General features: G+C 66.9%; 18 protein-coding genes, 1 pseudogene and 1 riboswitch. Of the genes and pseudogenes, 9 read left to right on the forward strand and 10 right to left on the reverse strand.

Going from position 1 to position 20,232, the window contains the following annotated elements:
- Positions 1-55 precede the first annotated feature (55 nt).
- The 5 genes from AC1TXO_RS11130 to AC1TXO_RS11150 all read left to right on the forward strand — a co-directional run bounded on the left by AC1TXO_RS11130 (position 56) and on the right by AC1TXO_RS11150 (position 7,765).
- A complete protein-coding gene (locus AC1TXO_RS11130) occupies positions 56-937 on the forward strand; it encodes a LysR substrate-binding domain-containing protein (RefSeq protein ID WP_486406357.1) in 882 nt (293 codons plus the stop codon).
- Positions 938-983: 46 nt separating this feature from the next.
- A riboswitch (cobalamin riboswitch) is annotated at positions 984-1,181 on the forward strand.
- A gap of 95 nt (positions 1,182-1,276) precedes the next feature.
- On the forward strand, positions 1,277-2,344 hold the full coding sequence (gene cobW / locus AC1TXO_RS11135) for a cobalamin biosynthesis protein CobW (protein ID WP_486406358.1): 1,068 nt from the start codon (positions 1,277-1,279) through the stop codon (positions 2,342-2,344).
- Positions 2,345-2,347: 3 nt separating this feature from the next.
- Positions 2,348-6,097, forward strand: coding sequence for a cobaltochelatase subunit CobN (gene cobN / locus AC1TXO_RS11140; RefSeq protein WP_486406359.1), 3,750 nt, complete (start codon positions 2,348-2,350; stop codon positions 6,095-6,097).
- Position 6,098: 1 nt separating this feature from the next.
- A complete protein-coding gene (locus tag AC1TXO_RS11145; protein ID WP_486406360.1) occupies positions 6,099-7,097 on the forward strand; it encodes a magnesium chelatase ATPase subunit I in 999 nt (332 codons plus the stop codon).
- A 101-nt stretch (positions 7,098-7,198) separates the two neighbouring features.
- Positions 7,199-7,765, forward strand: coding sequence for a vWA domain-containing protein (locus AC1TXO_RS11150; RefSeq protein WP_486406361.1), 567 nt, complete (start codon positions 7,199-7,201; stop codon positions 7,763-7,765).
- 105 nt (positions 7,766-7,870) lie between these two features.
- On the opposite strand, the gene AC1TXO_RS11155 is transcribed toward AC1TXO_RS11150, so the two are convergent.
- Complete coding sequence (locus AC1TXO_RS11155) at positions 7,871-8,137, reverse strand: hypothetical protein (protein WP_486406362.1); 267 nt, start codon at positions 8,135-8,137, stop codon at positions 7,871-7,873.
- Between the two features lie 331 nt (positions 8,138-8,468).
- On the opposite strand from AC1TXO_RS11155, the gene AC1TXO_RS11160 reads away from it, so the two are divergent.
- Positions 8,469-9,794 carry a sigma-54 dependent transcriptional regulator gene (locus AC1TXO_RS11160; protein WP_486406363.1) on the forward strand — a complete coding sequence of 442 codons (1,326 nt, stop codon included), beginning with the start codon at positions 8,469-8,471 and terminating at the stop codon, positions 9,792-9,794.
- 27 nt (positions 9,795-9,821) lie between these two features.
- On the opposite strand, the pseudogene AC1TXO_RS11165 reads toward AC1TXO_RS11160, so the two are convergent.
- Positions 9,822-12,022 (reverse strand): annotated as a pseudogene (locus AC1TXO_RS11165) (LTA synthase family protein).
- 178 nt (positions 12,023-12,200) lie between these two features.
- On the opposite strand from AC1TXO_RS11165, the gene AC1TXO_RS11170 reads away from it, so the two are divergent.
- The gene (locus AC1TXO_RS11170; RefSeq protein ID WP_486406364.1) at positions 12,201-12,680 is read left to right on the forward strand and encodes an isochorismatase family protein; all 480 of its coding nucleotides are present in this window, start codon (positions 12,201-12,203) and stop codon (positions 12,678-12,680) included.
- 9 nt (positions 12,681-12,689) lie between these two features.
- Here the strand turns inward: AC1TXO_RS11170 and AC1TXO_RS11175 are convergent, their stop codons facing one another.
- Together AC1TXO_RS11175 and fabF are read right to left on the reverse strand one after the other, a co-directional pair.
- Entirely contained in the window at positions 12,690-13,169 is a 480-nt protein-coding gene (locus AC1TXO_RS11175) for a RidA family protein (protein ID WP_486406365.1), read from the reverse strand.
- 69 nt (positions 13,170-13,238) lie between these two features.
- Positions 13,239-14,510: a beta-ketoacyl-ACP synthase II gene (gene fabF, locus AC1TXO_RS11180; protein WP_486406366.1), complete on the reverse strand. Its 1,272-nt coding sequence runs from the start codon at positions 14,508-14,510 to the stop codon at positions 13,239-13,241.
- 112 nt (positions 14,511-14,622) lie between these two features.
- On the opposite strand from fabF, the gene AC1TXO_RS11185 reads away from it, so the two are divergent.
- The gene (locus AC1TXO_RS11185) at positions 14,623-15,111 is read left to right on the forward strand and encodes a winged helix-turn-helix transcriptional regulator (RefSeq protein ID WP_486406367.1); all 489 of its coding nucleotides are present in this window, start codon (positions 14,623-14,625) and stop codon (positions 15,109-15,111) included.
- A gap of 10 nt (positions 15,112-15,121) precedes the next feature.
- On the opposite strand, the gene AC1TXO_RS11190 is transcribed toward AC1TXO_RS11185, so the two are convergent.
- The 5 genes from AC1TXO_RS11190 to AC1TXO_RS11210 form a co-directional block, all read right to left on the reverse strand.
- Positions 15,122-15,373, reverse strand: coding sequence for a hypothetical protein (locus AC1TXO_RS11190; RefSeq protein WP_486406368.1), 252 nt, complete (start codon positions 15,371-15,373; stop codon positions 15,122-15,124).
- A gap of 117 nt (positions 15,374-15,490) precedes the next feature.
- Complete coding sequence (locus AC1TXO_RS11195) at positions 15,491-16,234, reverse strand: ABC transporter ATP-binding protein (protein ID WP_486406369.1); 744 nt, start codon at positions 16,232-16,234, stop codon at positions 15,491-15,493.
- A 3-nt stretch (positions 16,235-16,237) separates the two neighbouring features.
- A complete protein-coding gene (locus AC1TXO_RS11200; protein ID WP_486406370.1) occupies positions 16,238-17,068 on the reverse strand; it encodes an ABC transporter permease in 831 nt (276 codons plus the stop codon).
- The gene (locus tag AC1TXO_RS11205) at positions 17,065-18,042 is read right to left on the reverse strand and encodes an aliphatic sulfonate ABC transporter substrate-binding protein (RefSeq protein WP_486406371.1); all 978 of its coding nucleotides are present in this window, start codon (positions 18,040-18,042) and stop codon (positions 17,065-17,067) included. Before AC1TXO_RS11205 ends, AC1TXO_RS11200 begins: the two co-directional genes overlap by 4 nt.
- Before the next feature lie 171 nt (positions 18,043-18,213).
- Positions 18,214-18,648 (reverse strand): GFA family protein, encoded by a 435-nt coding sequence (locus tag AC1TXO_RS11210; protein WP_486406372.1) that lies wholly within the window; start codon positions 18,646-18,648, stop codon positions 18,214-18,216.
- A gap of 120 nt (positions 18,649-18,768) precedes the next feature.
- Here AC1TXO_RS11210 and AC1TXO_RS11215 point away from each other — a divergent pair, with 120 nt between their 5' ends.
- On the forward strand, positions 18,769-19,665 hold the full coding sequence (locus AC1TXO_RS11215) for a LysR family transcriptional regulator (RefSeq protein ID WP_486406373.1): 897 nt from the start codon (positions 18,769-18,771) through the stop codon (positions 19,663-19,665).
- 10 nt (positions 19,666-19,675) lie between these two features.
- Here AC1TXO_RS11215 and AC1TXO_RS11220 read toward each other — a convergent pair whose 3' ends face one another.
- Complete coding sequence (locus AC1TXO_RS11220) at positions 19,676-20,137, reverse strand: DUF6130 family protein (RefSeq protein ID WP_486406374.1); 462 nt, start codon at positions 20,135-20,137, stop codon at positions 19,676-19,678.
- Positions 20,138-20,232: the final 95 nt, after the last annotated feature.

The following is a 20,232-nucleotide window of genomic DNA, read 5'->3' on the forward strand; positions in this document are numbered from 1 at the left end:
GTCGCCAAGGGGCATGCTAGAAATCAGCTTTGCCATTTGAAAATCCAATACCCTCATGTCCATCAGCGTAAAACCGAATAGGGCCCTGTTCGACCTCGACCTGCTGCGCGCCATCGTCGTGGTCGCCGACTGCGGCAGTTTCACCACGGCCGCGGCGCGCCTGCATTCGACCCAGTCGACCATCAGCCAGAAGGTACGCCGCCTGGAAGAGATGGTTGGCCATCGCTTGCTGGTGCGCGGCAACCGCGACGTGCTGCCGACCGACGCTGGCCAGACCCTGCTTGGCTATGCCCGGCACATGCTGGCGCTGAACGACCAGATGCTCGAGGCGCTGGCCGGGGCGATGGTCGGCGTCACCGTCCGCCTGGGCGTGCCCGAGGACTTCGTCGGCGGACGCACCACCAACGCGCTGTCGGCCTTCAGCCGCCTGCACCCGCAGGTCAAGCTGGAGGTCACCAGCGGCCTGTGCCGCGACCTGAGCCAGGCATACGACAACGGTGAACTCGACCTGGTGCTGCTCAAGCAGCGGCGTAACAGCCGCGAAGGTGTGTCCTGCTGGCCGGAGCGCCTGCAGTGGATCGACAGCCTGCGCATGCCGGCCTTCGAACTGGACCCGGTGCCGCTGGTGACCTTCCCGCCGCGCGGCCTGTATCGCGAAGACATGATCCACGCCATCGAGGGCATGGGCCGGCGCTGGCGCATCAGCTTCACCAGCTCCAGCCTGTCCGGCATCCAGGCGGCAGTGGCCGACGGCATGGGCGTCAGCCTGCTGCCGCCGCGTGCCGCCACCGGCGAGCACCGCGTGCTGGGTGCGAGCGAGGGTTTGCCCGAGGTGGACAGCTATGAAATCGTCATCGTCCACCGGCCCAGCGCCGATGCGATGGTCAAGGCCCTGGCCCAGGTGCTGACCGAACTGCTCGCCGGGGATGGCATCTGACGCGCTCCGATCGGCGTCAGACGGTTGACCACCTGCGCACCACTGCGTAGCCTTGCCGCTTCGAGGTTCTCCGGCCCGGCCGGAGCTAAGACGGGAACGCGGTACAAGCCGCGGCTGCCCCCGCAACTGTAGGCACTGAACAGGTTCGACACTGCCACTGCGCGCCCGCGCGGGAAGGCGCCGACCTGACGACTCGACATCGTGCAGTGCAAGCCAGGAGACCTGCCTCGCAACGTTTTCGACCTTCAACCGGGCGGGGTGATCCGGTGGCGAACGAGCCCGGCCGGCTGCGGTTGTCGTCCCGCATGCCCGCACCACTGCTGCCAAGGGCATCGCCACATGAAAACACTGGCCAAACTTCCCGTCACCATCGTCACCGGCTTCCTCGGCTCGGGCAAGACCACCTTGCTCCGGCACATGCTCGACAACGCCCAGGGCCGCCGCATCGCAGTCATCGTCAACGAGTTCGGCGAGCTGGGCATCGACGGCGAAATCCTCAAGCAGTGCAGCATCGGTTGCACCGAGGAAGAGGCCAACGGCCGGGTCTACGAACTGGCCAACGGCTGCCTGTGCTGCACCGTGCAGGAAGAGTTCTTCCCGGTGATGCGCGAGCTGGTAGCCCGTCGCGGCGACCTCGACCACATCCTCATCGAAACCAGCGGCCTGGCCCTGCCCAAACCTCTGGTACAGGCCTTCCAGTGGCCGGAAATCCGCAACGCCTGCACCGTCGATGCGGTGATCACCGTGGTCGACAGCCCGGCCGTGGCCGCCGGCACCTTCGCCGCCTATCCGGACCAGGTCGACGCCCAGCGCAAGCTGGACCCGAACCTGGATCACGAATCGCCATTGCACGAGCTGTTCGCCGACCAGTTGGCCAGTGCCGACCTGGTGGTGCTGAACAAGGCGGACCTGATCGACGCCGAGGGCCTGGCCAAGGTTCGCGCCGAAGTGGCCGAAGAACTGCCGCCGGCGGTCAAGGTGATCGAGGCCAGCAGTGGCCGCCTGCCGCTGGACGTGTTGCTGGGCGTGGGCGCCGAATCCGAGGTGCACATCGACGGTCGCCGCACCCACCACGATTCGCATCACGACGGCGACGACCATGACGACCACGATCATGACGCCTTCGATTCGATCTCCATCGACCTGCCCGAAGCCGATGAAAGTCTGCTGCTCGACGCCCTGACCCAGTTGGTCACCGAGTTCGGCATCCTGCGTGCCAAGGGCTTCGCTGCAATCCCCGGCAAGCCGATGCGCCTGCTGATCCAGGGCGTGGGTACCCGTTTCGACAAGCACTTCGACCGCGCCTGGCGCAGCGACGAGCCGCGCATCACCCGTCTGGTGCTGATCGGCCAGGACCTCGATGCCACCCAGCTGGAAGCGCGCCTGCGCCAGGCCTTGGGCGCCTGACCGATGCACCTGCTGCGGACCCAGCCCGGCGGCTTCGTGCCGGACGACAGCATTGCCGACCTCGGCCAGACACCCGCCGAGCTGGTGATCCTCTGCAGCGGCGACTCCCACCTGGCACTGCTCGCCGAAACCGCCGAGCAGTTGCCGGACGATTTCCCCAGCCTGCGCCTGGCCAACCCCATGCAGGTGCAGAACCATGCCTCGGTCGACCTGTACATCGATGAGGTGCTACGCCACGCCAAGGTCATCCTGGTGTCGCTGCACGGCGGTGTCGGCTACTGGCGCTATGGCGTCGAGCAACTGGTCGAGCTGGCTGCACGCGGCGTGCAGCTGATTCTGGTGCCCGGCGACGACCGCCCCGACCCCGAGCTGACGCAACTGGGCACGGTGCCGGCCGAGCAGGCCGAGCGGCTCTGGCATTTCCTGCGCCAGGGCGGCAAGGCCAACGCCGTCAACCTGTTCAAGTGCCTGGCCAGCCAGTGGCTGGGGCGTGACTATGCCTGGGACGAACCGCAGCCGTTGCCGCGCACCAGCGTCTACCACCCCGGCAAGCCCGCTGCGCAGCTCGAGGACTGGTATCCCGAGTGGCACCCGGAGCACCCGGTGGCGCCGCTGCTGTTCTACCGTTCGCACCTGCAGGCGGCCAATACCGCGTTCATCGACGTGTTCTGCCAGCGCCTGCAGGCGGCCGGGCTGAACCCGCTGCCGATTGCAGTCGCCAGCCTCAAGGAGGCCGCTTGCCTGGAGCAGGTCGAAGCCTGGCTCGACGAGGTGGGCGCCGAGGTGGTGATCAACACCACAGGCTTCGCCCTGTCCAGCCCCGAGCGCCCCAACCTGCGCCCGCTGCGCCGCGACGTGCCGGTGCTGCAGGCGATCTGCGCCCAGGACAACCAGCCCGGCTGGGAGGCCAGCGAGCAGGGCCTCGGCGCCCGTGACCTGGCGATGCACATCGTCTTGCCGGAACTGGACGGACGCATCATCACCCGGCCGATCAGTTTCAAGGACCTGGCCTGGCGCAGCGAGCGCAGCCAGTCCGACGTGGTCTGCTACAAGGCCCATCCCGAGCGCATGGATTTCGTCGCCGAGCTGGCGCGGCGCTGGGTCGAACTGGCGCGCCTGCCCAACGCCCAGAAGCGCGTGGCGCTGGTGCTGGCCAACTACCCGACCCGCGACGGGCGCATCGGCAATGGCGTGGGGCTCGACACCCCGGGGGCTGCGCTGAACATCCTGCATGCCCTGCAGGGCGAGGGCTATCCGGTCGCGCAATTGCCACCGACAGGCACGGCGCTGATCCACGAGTTGCTCGGCGGGGTGACCAACGACCTGGATCATCTCGACCAGCGCCCCTGCGCCCAGAGCCTGAGCCTGGACGACTACCAGGCTGCGTTCGCGCGCCTGCCCGAGGCCAATCAGCGCGCAGTGCTCGAACGCTGGGGCGCGCCCGAGCAGGACCCGATGTTCCGCAGCGGACGAATGATGGTCGCCGGCCTGCGTTACGGGCTGACCTTCGTCGGCATCCAGCCGGCCCGCGGCTACCAGGTCGACCCGAGCGCGGTGTACCACGACCCGGACCTGGTCCCGCCCCATGCCTACCTGGCCTTTCATTTCTGGCTGCGCAACGGCTTTGCCGCCGACGCGCTGATCCATGTCGGCAAGCACGGCAATCTCGAATGGCTGCCGGGCAAGGGCGTCGGGCTGTCGGCCGAGTGCTGGCCTGATGCGCTGCTCGGGCCGCTGCCGAACATCTACCCGTTCATCGTCAACGATCCGGGGGAGGGCGCCCAGGCCAAGCGCCGCACCCAGGCGGTGATCATCGACCACCTGATGCCGCCGCTGACCCGCGCCGAAACCTACGGGCCGCTGCGCCATCTGGAGCAATTGGCCGACGAATACTACGAAGCGCAACTGCTCGACCCGCGCCGCGCCCGTGAGCTGCAGCGCGACATCCTCGAGCTGGTCAAGGCCAACCATATCGACCGCGACCTGCAGCTCGAGGGCCAACTGGACGATGCCGCGGTATGGCTGCCGCGCCTGGACACCTACCTGTGCGACCTGAAAGAGTCGCAGATCCGCGATGGCCTGCATGTCTTCGGCCAATCGCCTGCGGGACGCCTGCGCAGCGACACGCTGCTGGCGCTGCTGCGGGTCGACCGTGGCGACGGCCGTGGCAGCAATGCCAGCCTGCTGCGCGCACTGGCGCGGGCCATGGCGCTGGCGTTCGACCCGCTGGACTGCGACCTCGGCCAACCCTGGGAGGGGCCTCGCCCCGAACTGTTGCAGGCGCTCGACCCGGCATCATGGCGCACCCAGGGCGATACCCGCGAGCGTCTCGAAATGTTCGCCCTGGCGTTGATCGAGGGGCGCCAGATCGCGCCGGATACCCCGCAGTGGCAAGGCGTGCACGCAGTGCTGCAGGCTCTGGAGCAGGACATCGCGCCGAACCTCGACGCCTGCGGCAGCGCCGAGATCGATGGCCTGCTCGCTGCCCTGGCCGGGCGTTTCGTGCCCGCCGGTCCCAGCGGTGCACCGAGCCGCGGGCGCCTCGATGTGCTGCCGACCGGGCGCAACTTCTATACCGTGGACGTGCGCAACCTGCCCACCACCACCGCGTGGCGCCTGGGCTTCGCCTCGGCCAGCCTGATCCTCGAACGTCACCTGCAGGAGCACGGCGATCACCTGCGCCAGCTTGGCCTGTCGGTGTGGGGCACGGCGACTATGCGCACGGGCGGCGACGACATCGCCCAGGCCATGGCTCTGATGGGCGTGCGGCCGGTGTGGGCCACCGGTAGCCAGCGCGTAGACGACTTCGAGATCCTGCCGCTGAGCCTGCTCGACCGCCCGCGGGTCGATGTGACCCTGCGCGTGTCGGGCTTCTTCCGCGATGCCTTCGGCAACCTGATTCGCCTGTTCGACGCGGCGGTGCAGGCCGTGGCGGCGCTGGACGAGCCGGCCGACCTCAACCCGCTCGCTACGCGCGTACGCACCGAGCGTGAGGCGTTGCTCGCCCAGGGCGTGGCGGCCGAGCAGGCGGCGCGTCAGGCTGGCTGGCGGGTGTTCGGCGCCAAGCCCGGGGCCTATGGCGCCGGGGTGCAGAATGCCATCGACGGGCGCCTGTGGCAGGGACGTGCGGACCTGGCCGAGGTCTACCTCAACCATGGCGGCTATGCCTACGGTGCTGCCGACGAAGGCACCCCGGCGCGAGCGCAGTTCGCCCAACGCCTGGGGCAGGTGCAGGCGGTGCTGCAGAACCAGGACAACCACGAGCACGACCTGCTCGACTCCAATGACTATTACCAGTTCCAGGGCGGCATGCTCGCGGCCGCCGAGACCCTGGCCGGTGCCACGGTGGCCAGCTACCACGGCGACCATAGCCAGGTCGACCGCCCGCGCATCCGCACCCTCAAGGAAGAGCTGAACCGGGTCATCCGTGCGCGCGCGCTGAACCCGAAATGGATCGACGGGGTCAAGCGCCACGGCTATAAAGGTGCCTTCGAACTGGCGGCGACGGTCGACAACCTGTTCGCCTTCGACGCCACCACCGAACTGATCGACGATCATCATTACCAGTCGCTGGCCGACGCCTACGTGCTCGACCCGGCGACCCGTGAATTCATGCGTGAACACAACCCCCACGCCCTGCACGATCTGACCGAGCGTCTGCTGGAAGCCCAGCAGCGCGGTCTGTGGCAGGCGCCGGGCGAGTACCGCGAGGCCCTCGAGCAGCAGTTGCTCGACGGCGAGGAAGAGGCCTGAAATGAGCGAACCCCTGCAGTTCCCCCTGGCCGCCGTGGTCGGTGCCGAGGACCTCAAGCTGGCCCTGTGCCTGACCGCCATCGATCCGAAGATCGGCGGCGTGCTGATCGAAGGCCCGCGCGGCATGGCCAAGAGCACCCTGGCTCGTGGCCTGGCCGACCTGCTCGGTTCCGGCCCCTTCGTGACCCTGCCGCTGGGCGCGACCGAGGAGCGAGTGGTCGGCACGCTGGACCTCGATGCCGCCCTCGGCCAGGGCCAGGCGCGTTTCTCCCCGGGCGTGCTTGCCCAGGCCGACGGCGGCGTGCTCTATGTCGATGAAGTCAACCTGCTGCCCGACCCCCTGGTGGACCTGCTGCTGGACGTGGCCGCCAGCGGCACCAACCGCATCGAGCGCGATGGCATTTCCCACCGCCATGCGGCGCGCTTCGTGCTGATCGGCACCATGAACCCGGAGGAGGGCGAGCTGCGTCCGCAGCTGCTTGACCGTTTCGGTCTGAACATCGCGCTTGAAGGCGCTCCCGAGCCACAGGACCGCCAGCACATCATCCGCCGTCGCCTGGCGTTCGACAGCGACCCGGAAGGCTTCTGTGCGCAGTGGGCAGCGGCCCAGGCGCAACTGCGCGAACGTTGCCAGCAGGCGCGTGAGCGCCTGCCCGGCATCGCCCTGGACGACCAGGCGCTGGCCTGGATCACCGAGCGTTGTTTCGCTGCCGGGGTCGATGGCCTGCGCGCCGACCTGGTCTGGCTGCGCGCGGCACGTGCGCACGCTGCCTGGCGCGGCGCGGCAGCGATTGGCGAGGAGGATGTCGAGGCAGTGGCCGAGTTCGCCCTGCGCCACCGTCGTCGTCAGACCGAGCCGCCGTCCGCCCAGAGCGCTGCCCCTGAAGCGGGCCAGCAGCCGCAAAGCCGGGATGCACAAGGCGACTGGGGCGCTTTACCGGCGCAAGCAGTGGTGGCAGGCGCCCGTCGCGAGGTGCCGAACTGGGCAAAAAAGCCCTGAGCATCCGCGCGCAGGACACCTCGGCGGCGGATGCCAGGCCCCGTGTCGGAAAACTGACAGGCGCCAGCCGTGGGCGCGCTCGCGCCGCCGTACGCGGGCGTGTGGCCTGGGTTCCCACCTTGCTCAAGGGGCAGCCGCGCCGCATCGAAGACCTGTGCTGGCAGCAACGCCACGGCCAGGCGCCGGAGCTCTGGCTGGTCATCGTCGATGCCTCGGCGTCGACCCGTCGTCACCAGTCGCTGGCCCAGGCCAAGGGGCTGCTCGAGACCTTCTTCGACCAGGCGTACCGCTCGCGCGCCCGCCTGGCCCTGCTGACCGCCAGCGGCAGCACGCCGCAGTGGCAGCGCCACGGGCTCAAGGCTTCGGCGGCATTGCAGCCGTGGTTGCGTGCACTGGGTGCCGGCGGCGGTACGCCGTTGTTCGCGGCGCTCGAGGAGGCGCGACAGTGGTTGCTGCGCCGGGCCCGGGCGCATCCGCGCGAAGTCCAACGATGCCTGGTGTTGACCGACGGTCGCCTGCAGCGTTGGAAAACGCTGCAGCCGATGCCGTGCCAGTGTGCCGTGGTGGACATCGAGACGGCGCCCGTGCGCCTGGGCCGGGCACGGCAACTTGCAGCGCAACTGCAGGCGCACTACCAGCATGTCGAGCAGTTCAGGATCATTGAATAAAGTGCAGTGCGCGACAATAAGGCGCACCAACAGAAAGTTGCCAGACAGGCCGCTGGAAGTTGCACACGTGCGTGACAAGACACGCACGTGCACGGCGCAAGTTATTTACTTGGGCATCGACCAGGGTTGCAGGTCGTAACCTTTTTCGAAGAGTTCGGCGCGGACTTCCTCGATCAGGCTCGCCCATTGAGCAGGGTCCGAATAGATGCGCGAGGATACCTGCTTGCTGCCGATGCGGGTGCTGGTCCGGTCGATCACTGCCAGGCTCAGCTCACCAGTACCGTTGGGTGCATCCCAGGCAACGCACTGGAAAGGTTCGAAGGCGTGGTCGGCGATCAGCAGTGCTTCGTTGACACGGAGCGGGGCATTCATGGTTCGGTCTCTCTTGTAGTCCCAAACAGCAAATGTGTGTCCGCGGTGCTTGAAAGAGTGAGGCGCGCAGCGCGGGGTTATTTGTACTGATGCTCCGGATCGTGGGTGAAGTCACACGGCAGTGGCATTTTTTTTAAAATATAACGGGGGCTCGGTAATGCCTGCCGCCTGTGACGCCAGGTCGATGCAAAGATTCCCGCTGAGCTTTGCGCAACGGCATTTGGCAGACAAACGGTAGTGGGCAGCGTCAGGTTCGTTGCTACTGTTAATTCGGGCGCCGCAACTTACTGTTTCTAATTAAAAAACTGAAAATTGGCGCCAAGGATAGGTCATGCTTGATCCTGCATCCCAACGCCGTTTGCTGATTGTCGACCCCTGCGACGATTGCCACCGTCTACTGCCGGGCCTCAAGGGTGCCGGTTGGGATGTGCGCAGTTGTACCCTGGGCGCTGCACTGGAGCATCCCTGCGACGTCGGCCTGCTGCGCTTGCAGGCCTCGCACCTGCGTCACCAGGATGCCGTCAAGGATCTGATCAAGCGCAGCAACACCGAATGGATCGCCGTACTGAGTGCCGAGGAACTGCGCATGCAGAATGTCGGCGATTTCGTCTGCGAGTGGTTCTTCGACTTTCACACCCTGCCATTCGACGTCTCGCGGGTACAGGTCACACTGGGCCGGGCGTTCGGTATGGCACGCCTGCGCGGCAAGGGCACGGTGCGGGTGGATGAGCCGGAGCACGAGCTGCTTGGCGAAAGCCGGCCGGTCCGCGAGTTGCGCAAGCTGCTGGGCAAGCTGGCACCAACCGAGTCGCCGGTATTGATTCGCGGCGAGAGTGGCACCGGCAAGGAGTTGGTGGCGCGTACGCTGCACCGCCAGTCGCAGCGCCACGACAAGCCGTTCATTGCCATCAACTGTGGCGCAATCCCCGAGCATCTGATCCAGTCCGAGCTGTTCGGCCACGAAAAGGGCGCCTTCACCGGCGCGCACCAGCGCAAGGTCGGGCGTATCGAGGCGGCGCATGGCGGCACGCTGTTCCTCGACGAGATCGGGGATCTGCCTTTGGAGCTACAGGCCAACCTGCTGCGCTTCCTGCAGGAGAAGCACATCGAGCGGGTCGGCGGCAGTCAGCCGATTCCCGTGGATGCGCGGGTGCTGGCGGCTACGCACGTGGACCTGGAGCAGGCCATCGAACGTGGCCGGTTTCGTGAAGACCTGTATTACCGCCTCAATGTCCTGCAGGTGGTCACCGCGCCCCTGCGTGACCGCCACGGCGACCTGTCGATGCTGGCCAACCACTTCTCGCATTTCTACAGCCTGGAAACGGGCCGGCGGCCGCGCTCGTTCAGCGACAGCGCCCTGGCCGCCATGGGTCGGCACGACTGGCCGGGCAACGTGCGCGAGCTGGCCAACCGTGTGCGTCGCGGGCTGGTGCTGGCCGAGGGGCGGCAGATCGAGGCGCAGGACCTCGGCTTGCAGGTGCTGGAGGAGGGCGAGGCGCCATTGGGTACGCTGGAGGACTACAAGCACCGGGCAGAGCGCCAGGCCCTGTGCGATGTGCTCAACCGCCATAGCGACAACATGAGCATCGCGGCGAAGGTACTGGGGGTTTCCCGGCCGACCTTCTACCGCTTGCTGCACAAGCATCAGATCCGCTGACCGCGCAGGGGCGGGCCGGTCTTGGCGTCAACTCGACTGCGCGATGTGCCCGTCGTCCTGGATCTGCTCGATCACGTCCTCTTCGCCCGGCAGCGCGGTGATCACGCTGAAGTCGCTGACTTCGACCTCACCGCCACCATAACCGAGCAGATGGAAGGAAAACGCCTTGCGCTCGATGGGGTTGTCGAAACCGAATTCCAGCTCCATCGGCTGGTCGGCCGTGACCAGGATTTCCTCGGGCAGCCCCAACGGCACGTCCTGTTCCTGCTGCTTGGCCTTGAGCTGGATGTGTGCCCGGTGCGCAGGGTCGAGCGAACGCACCTTGACCCTTACCCGCGTGTGCGAGCCTTCGGGCATTTCCAGGTACTGGGCGCCGATCAGGTTGTCGGCCCAGTCGTCGCGAATGCGCTTGTGCAGGGGAATCGCCGACGGCCCGCCGAACTGGTAGCGCAGGTTCAGCGGCGTTTGCAGCAACGATTGGTCCAGCACACTGGCCAGTGCGCTGATCTGCCGCCCCAGAGGCGGCTCGCCTTGGCCGAGGAAGCGCGCCTGGTCGGCAATGAAGCCCTGGCTTGCGTAACGGCGGCAGCGCTGCTGGAAGTCGCATTCGCTGAAGGTGCCCTGGCCATCGTGATAGCGCAGCATGCCGTTGGTGAAAGAGATCATTTCCCGACCGCTGTCGTAGTCGCGGTACAGCGAACGGCCCGCCAGCGCAGCGGGAATCGGCAGGGCGAAGTAGTCGAGCAGCGAGGTGGCCAGGTCGACATGGCCATAGGTGCCCTGCTTGATCCGCGGCAGTTGTGCCTGTTCCGGCGCCAGGGTGAGGTTGAAGCCCCAGGAGGAGGCCAGGCGCACGCCATCGATGCCGTGGGATTCATCCGAAGTGATGACCACCAGGGTGTCCTTGAGCACGCCCTGGCGTTCCAGCGTATCGAGGAACTGCCCCAGCGCGTCGTCGAGGTAGGCGACCGCCGCCTGCTTGGCGGTGTCGTGGCGCTGCAGGTAGTCGTCGGGTGCGGAGTAGGGCTGGTGGGTGCCTACGGTGAGCAGGGTGAGCATCCACGGCTGGCGCTGCTTGCGCAGTGTATCGAGATAGCCCAGCGCGCCCTCGAAGAAGGCCTTGTCGTCCTTGCCCCAGGGGAACTCGAGGTAGTTGTCGTTACGGAACCACTCCAGGCCGTGTACCGAGTCGAAGCCGATGTGCGGCATGATCCGGTCCTTGGCCATGAAGCGCAGGCCGGCGCCTTGCAGGTAGTGGGTGCTGAAACCGGCCTGGCGCAGTTGCGCAGGCAGGCCTGGTTGCGCAGGTCCTGGGTCAGCAGTTCGACACCCTTGGGCGTGCCGTTGGCAAGCTTGTCGTAGTCGCCGCAGAGCATGGCGTACAGGCCGCGGATGGTCTGGTGGGTGTGCAGGACGTAGTCGGGGGTGTTCATGCCGCGCTCGGCCCAGCGGCTGAGGTTGGGCATCAGGTTTTCCTCGAAGCGGCTGTGCAGCGCTTCGCGGTTGGCGCGTACGTAGGCGCCGGGAATGCCTTCGAGGGTGATGACCAGCAGGTTGCGTGCCTGTCCAGGGGCCTCGAGCAGCTTGCGCCCGTCCAGGTCGGTCTGGGTCAGCCCGTTGCTGGGCAGCGGCGTGACGGCCAGCTCGAGGCCGAGCCAGCCCTGGGCCCTGAGCTGCAGGTCGCTGGTGGCAGCCGAGAGCAACTGGTGTGACAGGTTGTACTGTCGCCACTGCTCGGCGTCCGAAGGCAGCAGGTGCTCGCTGCCCCAGTGCGCCGCCAGCAGCACTGCCGGGGCGGCCCAGGCCGAGCGGGGCAGTGCCGGGACAGGCTGATCGCGCTGCACCCAGCGCGCCAGCAGCCATGCTGCGAGACCGGCGCCCAGGGTCCAGGGCAGCCAGGGGTGGGCGAGGGCGCCGCCGGTGGAGTTTTCCATGAACTGCGGGTCGAACAGGTAACCCAGGTCGCTGCTGTTCGGCAGGCGCCCGACCGCACTGACCAGTTCGGCCGAGGCCACCAGCAACCCGCCCCATGCCAGCAGCACCGGCAGTGCCAGCCACCAGGAACGGCGCTGCAGCAGCAGTACCAGCAGGCTGCCGATCGCCAGGTCCGACAGGTACCCCTGCGGATCGGACCAGCCCAGCAGTGTCCGGATGGCCAGCGGGATCACCACGACCAGCACTGCCAGGGTGGCGAGCCGTGCGCGGGGATGGCCAAGCATGTTCTTCACTAAAACGTCCTTCCTTGCCATTAAACAGTCACAAAAATGTGCTGCATGATAACAGCACCCGACCCTCAAGGCCGGAGGCGACAAGGATGGTTACCAAATCGGGCGGTGGTTCCTGCGCAAGTCCCAACGTCTGGACGCTGTATACTCCGCGCCTTCATGTCGTCCCTCGGAGAATTTCATGCGGCAGGCTTTGCTCATCGTCGATGTCCAGTCCACCTTCAGCCCGCCCGAGTGGCTGATCGACGGGATTCGCGCCCTGGCCGCGAAACTCCCGGCGATTGCTTCGGTCGAGCTGCATGACGAGCAGGTCACACCATTCCAGCAGCAGCTTGGCTGGCACCCGGCAGCAGAGGACGAGAGCCTGGTCGAGGCGGACGCGGTGTTCGTCAAGCATGGCTACGGACAGACGCCCGAGGCCATCGACTACCTCAAGCGCCTGGGCGTGGAACGTGTGCTGGTGTGCGGGCTGCAGACCGAGACCTGCGTGCTGGCTGCAGGTTTTGCCCTGTTCGATGCCGGGCTCAACCCGACCCTGGTCACTGACCTGACCGTCGGTTCGTCGCTGGACCGTTCGGGCAAGCTGGGAATCGAGCTGTGGACCCATCATTTTCGCCAGGTGACCACCGCGGCGCAGGCCGTGGAAAGCCTCCACGACTGAAACGGCTTGTCATGGCAAGCCCTGCACCACAGCGATCAGGTCGATCTCCACCGCTGCATTCTTCGGCAACTGGTAAACCCCCACCGACGTGCGGGTATGCCTGCCAGCCTCGCCCAGCACCTCGTGCAGAATCGCCGAGGCCCCATTGGCCACTTCGCTTTGCTGGGTGAAGTCCGCTGCCGACTGCACGAACACATTGATCCGCGCGATGCCCTTGACGGCATCGAGCGAACCCAGGCTTTCGCCGAGCAGCTTCAGGCAGCGCAGGATGCTGACCTTGGCCGCCTCCTGGGCCTGGGCGAGGCTGACGTTCTCGCCCACCCGCCCTGGAAGCACCACCGTGTCGTTGACCCGCGGGATCTGCCCGCTGATGTACACCTGGTCGCCCAGGCGCAGCACCGGCACATAGTCGCCGCCGATCTTCAGCGGGCCATCGAAGGTGTAGCCCAGCGCCTGCAGCGCGGCTTCATAGCGCTCGTTTCTCGACATCGACAAGGCTTCCTGTGTGTTTGAGCGATGGCCCAAGCCTAAAGAAAGCGCCCGGTGCCGACCAGCCCCTCAAGCCCTCCAGCGTTTGAAAATCACACTGGCGTTCACCCCGCCAAAGCCAAAGCCGTTGCTCAGTGCATAGTCGGTGTCCAGGGGGCGCGGCTGGCCTGCGACGATGTCCAGCCCGGCCGCTGCAGGGTCCGGCTCGGTCAGGTTGAGCGTGGCCGGTGCCAGCTGGTCGCGCAGGGCCAGCACGGTGAAGATAGCCTCGATGCCACCGGCGGCGCCGAGCAAGTGGCCCGTGGCCGATTTGGTTGCGCTGATCGCCGGGGACGGGCCGTTGGCGAACACTGACCTGATCGCTGCCAGTTCGCCCCTGTCACCGACCGGCGTCGAGGTGGCGTGGGCATTGAGGTGGCCGATGTCCCCCGGGCTGATGTTGGCCTGGCGCAGGGCCAGGGTCATGGCCCGGCGCGCACCGTCGCCGTCCTCCGGCCCCGAGGTGATGTGGTAGGCGTCGGCACTGGTGCCATAACCGACCAGTTCGGCCAGCGGTGTGGCGCCGCGCGCCAACGCATGCTCGAGCGACTCGATCACCAGCAGGCCGGCGCCTTCACCCATGACGAAGCCATCGCGGGCGTTGTCGAACGGGCGCGAGGCCTGTTGCGGGTGCGCGTCGAAATCGCTCGACAAAGCGCGCGCAGCCGCGAAGCCGGCCAGGCTGACGCGGTGAATGGCTGCTTCGGCTCCGCCGCACAGCGCTACGTCCACTTCACCGGCCAGGATCATCCGCGCGGCATCGCCAATCGCCTGGACGCCTGCGGCGCAGGCAGTGACCGGCGTACCCAGCGGGCCTTTGAGCTGATGGGCGATGGACACCTGACCGGCGGCCAGGTTGCCGAGAAACGACGGGATGGTGAACGGCGACAGGCGCCGTGGGCCTTTGCTGTCGGTGGTGCGCACCGCGTCGGCGATGGCCGGGAAACCGCCGACCCCGGTGCCGATGATGGTCGCGGTGCGTGCTTGCCGTTCGCCGTCCTGCGGCTGCCAGCCCGCTTGCGCCAGGGCCTCCTGCGCCGCACCCAGGGCGAACAGGATGAAGCGATCGACCTTGCGCTGCTCTTTGGGGGAAAGCACTCGGTCCGGGTCGAAGCCGCCCTCGCTGTCCTGCTGCAGGTCCGGCACCTGGCCGCCGATGCGCACGGCCAGGTCGCCGACCAGCGATTCGGGCAACTGCGCGATCCCCGAACGGCCTGCCAGCAGGCGTTGCCACACGCGCTCCACACCACACCCCAGCGGGGTGACGGCGCCCATTCCGGTAACGACGATACGCTTGCTCATGAACGTCCCACTCCTTTCGCGGTTTGCTACCATTTGCATGAGGAGACGTTACTATCATTATAGAAGTAACATCCAGCGCAAAAATTTTACCGACCCCTGACGAGCCTGCCCGATGCAACGCAAGACCCTTGTCGATTCCGAATGCCCGATTGCCCTGAGCCTCGAACACGTGGGGGAGTGGTGGAGCTTGCTGATCATGCGCGACGCCCTGCAGGGCCTGCGGCGTTTCGATGAGTTCGCCCGCAGCCTGGACATCGCGCCGAGCATGCTGACCCGCAGGCTTGGCGCACTGGTGGAGGCCGGCCTGCTCGAGCGCCATGCCTACAGCACCCGGCCGCTGCGCCACGAATACCTGCCCACTGCACGCGGCCGCGACCTGCAGGGCGTGCTCTATGCACTGATTGCCTGGGGCAACCGGCATTTCGCTCCCGAGGCGGTCAGTGTGCAGGTGGTGGAGCAGGGGACGGGCAAGGTCTTGCAGCCGATGATGGTCGAGGTCGAGTCGGGCCGCGTGGTGCCCTGGACGCAGTGCGAGCTGGTGCAGGGGCCGGGGGCCAGCGAGGGTATGCAGGCGCGGTTGCAGCGCAGCCGCGATGCCTGAACGGTGACGGTCAGCCGCTGATGGCGGGAGCCTGGTGCAGGGCGTCGGTGGCCACTTCCACCTGGTCGGCGCGCAGGATCGCGGCGCGGCGATGCTCGTACTCCTGCTGGGACAGGCCACGACGCTGCAGGGCTTCGAGTTGCAGCTGGCGGCTTTCTTCGGCGCTGTAGGGGCGCTGTTCCGGATGACTGGCACAGCCGGCAAGCGCGGCGATACCAAGGGCGGCCAGGGCCGCGAGCAACAGGCGGGCGGTGGTGTTCATCGGAGGGCTTCCTGATTCGGTGATTCGTCTGGCGAGTCGTTGAATCAAGGTTATCGAGCACGGCCGCCGGGCAGAAATCGTCGTGCTCGATAGTCACTATCGATGAAAGCGCCCGGCTCAGATCACCCGGGCACCGTGCAAGGCATCCAGGGCCTGGCCGCGCAGCCGGACCAGGCGCGGGTCCTGGCGTTCGCGCGGGTAGTTCAGGCCCACCTCCAGGGTGCGGCACACCGTGCCCGGGCGGTTGCCGATCACCAGCACGCGGTCGCTGAGGTACAGCGCCTCGTCGACATCGTGGGTGACCACCAGCAAGGCAATGCGGTGACGCCGGGCGAGGTCCAGCAGCAAGTCCTGCAGCTTGAAGCGGGTGAAGGCATCCACCGCGCTGAACGGTTCGTCGAGCAACAGCAGTTGCGGTTGCGCATACAGGCCACGGGCGATGGCCACGCGCTGGGCCATGCCACCGGACAAGGCCTTGGGCAACGCCTCGGCGAAGCCGCCCAGGCCGACTTCCTCGATCAGGCCGTTGACCCGGGCCCGGTCGTAGCGCCGGTCTTCACTGAAACCGATGTTGTCGGCCACGCTCAGCCAGGGCATCAGCCGCGGCTCCTGGAACACGAAGCCGACCTGCTCGGGCCGTTGCAGCAGGCTGCCGCTGAAATCGCGGTCCAGTTGTGCCACCAGGCGCAGCAGGGTGCTCTTGCCGCAGCCGCTGGGGCCAAGCAGGCTGACGATCTCGCCGGGTTGAAGTTGCAGATCGACGGCGCCGAGTACCTGGGTGTCGCCGAATGCCTTGCGCTCGACGCGAAGGTCGAGCAGTGGCGCCGAGAACGGTGGGGTGATGCGCAAGGGTTGGTTCATGGTTCAGGCTCCCCGGTCGCTGCCGTCGAAGGTGTCGCGCCAGTTCAGCCAGCGCTGTTCCAGCCCGGCCAGCAGGCCGTCGCTGAGTTTGCCGAGCAGGGCCAGGACGATGATCGCCGCCAGCACCAGGTCCGGTCGCGAGGTTTCCCGACCGTCGCTGAGCAGGTAGCCGAGGCCGCGGGTGGCGGCGATCAGCTCGGCGGCAACGAGAAACATCCAGCTCAGGCTCAGGGCGCTGCGCAGCCCGGTGAACACCCCCGGGATCGCCGCTGGCAAGAGGATGCGGCGGGCCAGGCGCAGGCGACCGAAACCGTACATGCGCCCGACCTCGACCAGCTTGCGGTCGATGTTGCGGATCGCCGCCACGCCGTTGAGGTACACCGGGAAGAACGCGCCAATGGCGATCAGCGTCACCTTGGAGGTTTCGCCGATGCCCAGCCACAGCAGCAACAGCGGGACCCAGGCCAGGCTCGGGATCGCCCGCAGGCTGGCGAAGGTCGGCTCCAGCCAGGCCTCGGCCTCGCGGCTCAGGCCCACCCAGGCGGCGAACAGCAGCCCCAGTGCGGCGCCGATCGAGAAACCGGCCAGCACCCGCGAAAGGCTTGCGCCGATGTGCTTCCACAGAGCACCGTCGGCCAGTTGCACCAGTGTCTGCGCTACTTCGCTGGGGGCCGGCATCTGGTAGGCGGCGATCCAGCCCAGGCGCACCACGGCTTCGAGCAGCAGGATGATCGCCAGCGGCAGCGCCAGGCCCTTGAGTCGGCGCGGCCACGACGAGGCGCCAGGGGCCTGCGCAGGCGTCGTTGCGCTGCCGGTCGAGCTGAACAGACTCATCGCTCGATGCTGGCCTTGGCGAAGGACGGGTCGATCAGCTGGTCGATCACCGCGTCGACGTCGACCCCGCGCTTGACCAGTTCCTCGGACACCAGGATCGGCGCTGCGGCCTTCGACGCTGCCACGTCCTGCTCACTCAACTGCGGCGTCGAGAGATCGGTACGCGACAACTGCAGCTTGGCCACATCCAGCGGCAGCCGGGATTCATCGGCCAGCAGGCGGGCGAATTCGTCGGGGTGCGCGACCGCCCAATGGCGGGCCTGCTCGTAGGCCTTGATCACCGTGGCAATGGTCTGCGGATGTTGCCTGGCGAAGTCCTCGGTGACGCTGACCACGCCGTAGCTGTTGAAGTCCTTGTTGCGGTACAGCAGCCGCGAGCCGGCTTGCAGTTCGCTGGCGGCCATGTGCGGATCGAGACCGGCCCAAGCGTCGACATCGCCTTTCTCCAGGGCCGTGCGGCCATCGGGGTGCTGCAGGTGCAGCAACTCGACGTCGTCCTTTTTCAGCCCGGCCTTTTCCAGGGCGCGCAGGGTGAACAGGTAGGGGTCGGTGCCCTTGGTGGCGGCAATCTTCCTGCCCTTGAGGTCGTCGAGCGATTTCAGCGCTGAATCCTTGGCCACCACCAGCGCAGTCCATTCGGCGCGGCTGTAGACATACACCGACTTGATCGGGCTGCCGTTGGCACGCGCCAGCACGGCCGAGAGGCTGGCCGAAGAGCCGAAGTCGGCGCCGCCGCTGTTGAGGTATTCCAGCGAACGGTTGCTGCCCTGGCTGAACACCCAGGTCACCTTCGACTCGGGCAGGGCTTTCTCCAGCCAGCCGAAGTGCTTCAGCACCAGGCTTACGGGTGAATAGTAGGCGTAGTCCAGTCGCACTTCCCTGGGGGCGCTCTCGGCGTGTGCGCCAGGGTTGCAGGCCAGCAGGGCAATGCTGGCGATGGACAGGGTCTTGAGGGTTCGGGCAAGCAGACGCATGGGGTGATCCAGTCGGGAAGGGGATCACGAGCGGTTGCAGGCAGCGTGCCATCTGTACGTGGCCTGGTTTTGCGCGGCCTGGCGCCTGGATCAGGGTGGGGCGCTGTGGTGATTCGGGCAAAGTGTTGCCCTGCTGTTGCAGTACCAACAGTTCCGCTGCGGGTATTGACGCTAGCGTTGGGCGAACGCGGCCATCAACGCCGGGTAGTCCTGCAGCGCTGGAAAACCCTCGAAACTGACGGTTGCACCGGTGCGCGCCCAGGGCAGTTGCTCACGCGTCCAGGTTTCCATGTACGGGGCGTACTGCTGCGGGTTTTCCAGCAGGCTGCTGCGCACCCCGACGAACGCGTCGTTGCCAGCCGGGCGGGTGAACAGCCAGCTCAGGCAGTGCGGGCAGAAGTAGTGCCGGGTGGCGCCTCGAAGCCCGCCCGGTACCGGCGCACCCTGCGTGACCCTGAAGCCTTCGGCGGGGAACAGCGCCGTCAGCGAGAACGCGCTGGCCGACATCTTCTGGCAGCCTGTGCAGTGGCAGGCGCTGGTCATCACCGCTGGCTGGTCCGCCTCGAATGTCACCTGGCCGCAGCGGCAGCTTCCCTGGGTCTTCATGCAGTTCACCTCGTATGTGGATGGCAGGCCGTTTGACGAACGGCGACGATCAGTGAAGCATGCGCGAGCATCGGCCTGATTGAAATTGATCAAAGCTGCCAGCCTGCTCATAGGAAATGTATGAACCTCCCCCAATTGCAATGGGAAACCCAGCGGGTGTTCCTGGCCGTGCTGCGCACCGGCAGTCTGTCTGGCGCCGCGCGCCTGCTGGGCATCGCCCAGGCCACCGCGCGCCGGCGCATCGACGCGCTGGAGCAGAGCGTCGGCATGAGCCTGTTCGTGCGCTCGCCGGCCGGCTTGATGCCCACCGAAACCGCGAAGGACCTGATCGGCCATGTCGAGTCCATGGCGGTGGCCGCCGAGGCCTTCGCCCGCGCCGCCTCTGCCCAGGCCCAGGTGCCGGGGGGCACGGTGCGCGTCACCAGCACGCAGTTGCTGGGCGTCGAGGTGCTGCCGGCGATGTTACGGGACATCCGCGCAGCGCAGCCGCAGCTCAGGCTGGAGCTGAGCATCTCCAATCGCCTGCAGGCCCTGGCGCGGCAGGAGGCCGATGTGGCCGTGCGCATTGGCAGGCCGACCGAGGCCGCCGTGGTCGCCCGGCATGTGGGTGACCTGCGCATCGGCCTGTACGCCACGCCGGAGCTGTTGCAGCAGCAGGGCGCTGTGCATTCGCCGGCGGCGCTGGAGCGCTATCCGTTGATCGGACCTGATCGCAACCTGGCGCAGATGCTGTTGCTCGAGCAGCACGGCGTTGTCTGCACACCCGAGCGCATGGTCCTGCGCAGCGACGATCATCTCGCCCAGTTCGCCGCGCTCAGGGCAGGCGTGGGGGTAGGGGTGTGCGCCGAACAACTTGCCCGGCGCCATGGTTTGCAGAGGGTGTTGCCGCAGGTGGCGTTCCCGATTGAGGTCTGGGTCGCGATGCATGGCGACCTGCGCCGGGTTCGGCGGATCAGGCTGGTGTTCGAGGCACTGGGGGCGGCGCTGTCGGCGTTTCTGGCTGCGCCGACGTCTTGAGAAGCGGGGGTCAAGGCACGACCAGTTCCAGCGTCTGTGTCTGCAGTACCTTGTGGCTGGCATCAGCCAGTTCGACTTTCAGCTTGTGGGTGCCCGGTGGCAGCGGCGAGAAGTAGATCGGATCTGCCGAGGCATGCACCCAGGCCCATTGATTGTCATCGACCATGACATGCAGGTGCCCGATCATCGGCTGTACCTGTGTGACTGCTTCGCCATGGATTTCCGGGTAGACAGGCAGGATGGTCATGTTCTCGACACGAAACGGCAGGTACACGACTCCCTGTTCGAGAAAGTCGGCGCGTGGAGTGGAGAGCACCAGTTTCGGCGCCGCCGCGTCGCTGGACTTGTCGGCCTGACTTGCCTGCGCGGAGGTTGCGTGGTCGGCATGAGTGGTCTGGGCGAACGACAAGGGGGAGAGCGCGCCCAGGGTCAGGCTGAGCAGGGTAGCGGCGGCATTGAATCCGAGTTTCATTGTCAGGGTTCCGGCGTGGGCATCAGGCGCCAGATACTGTTGCCCCCACCATTAACCCAGCGTTAAGACCAGGGTGATCTTGCTAGGCTCTGTAC

This window comes from Pseudomonas sp. FA117, from assembly GCF_057370475.1.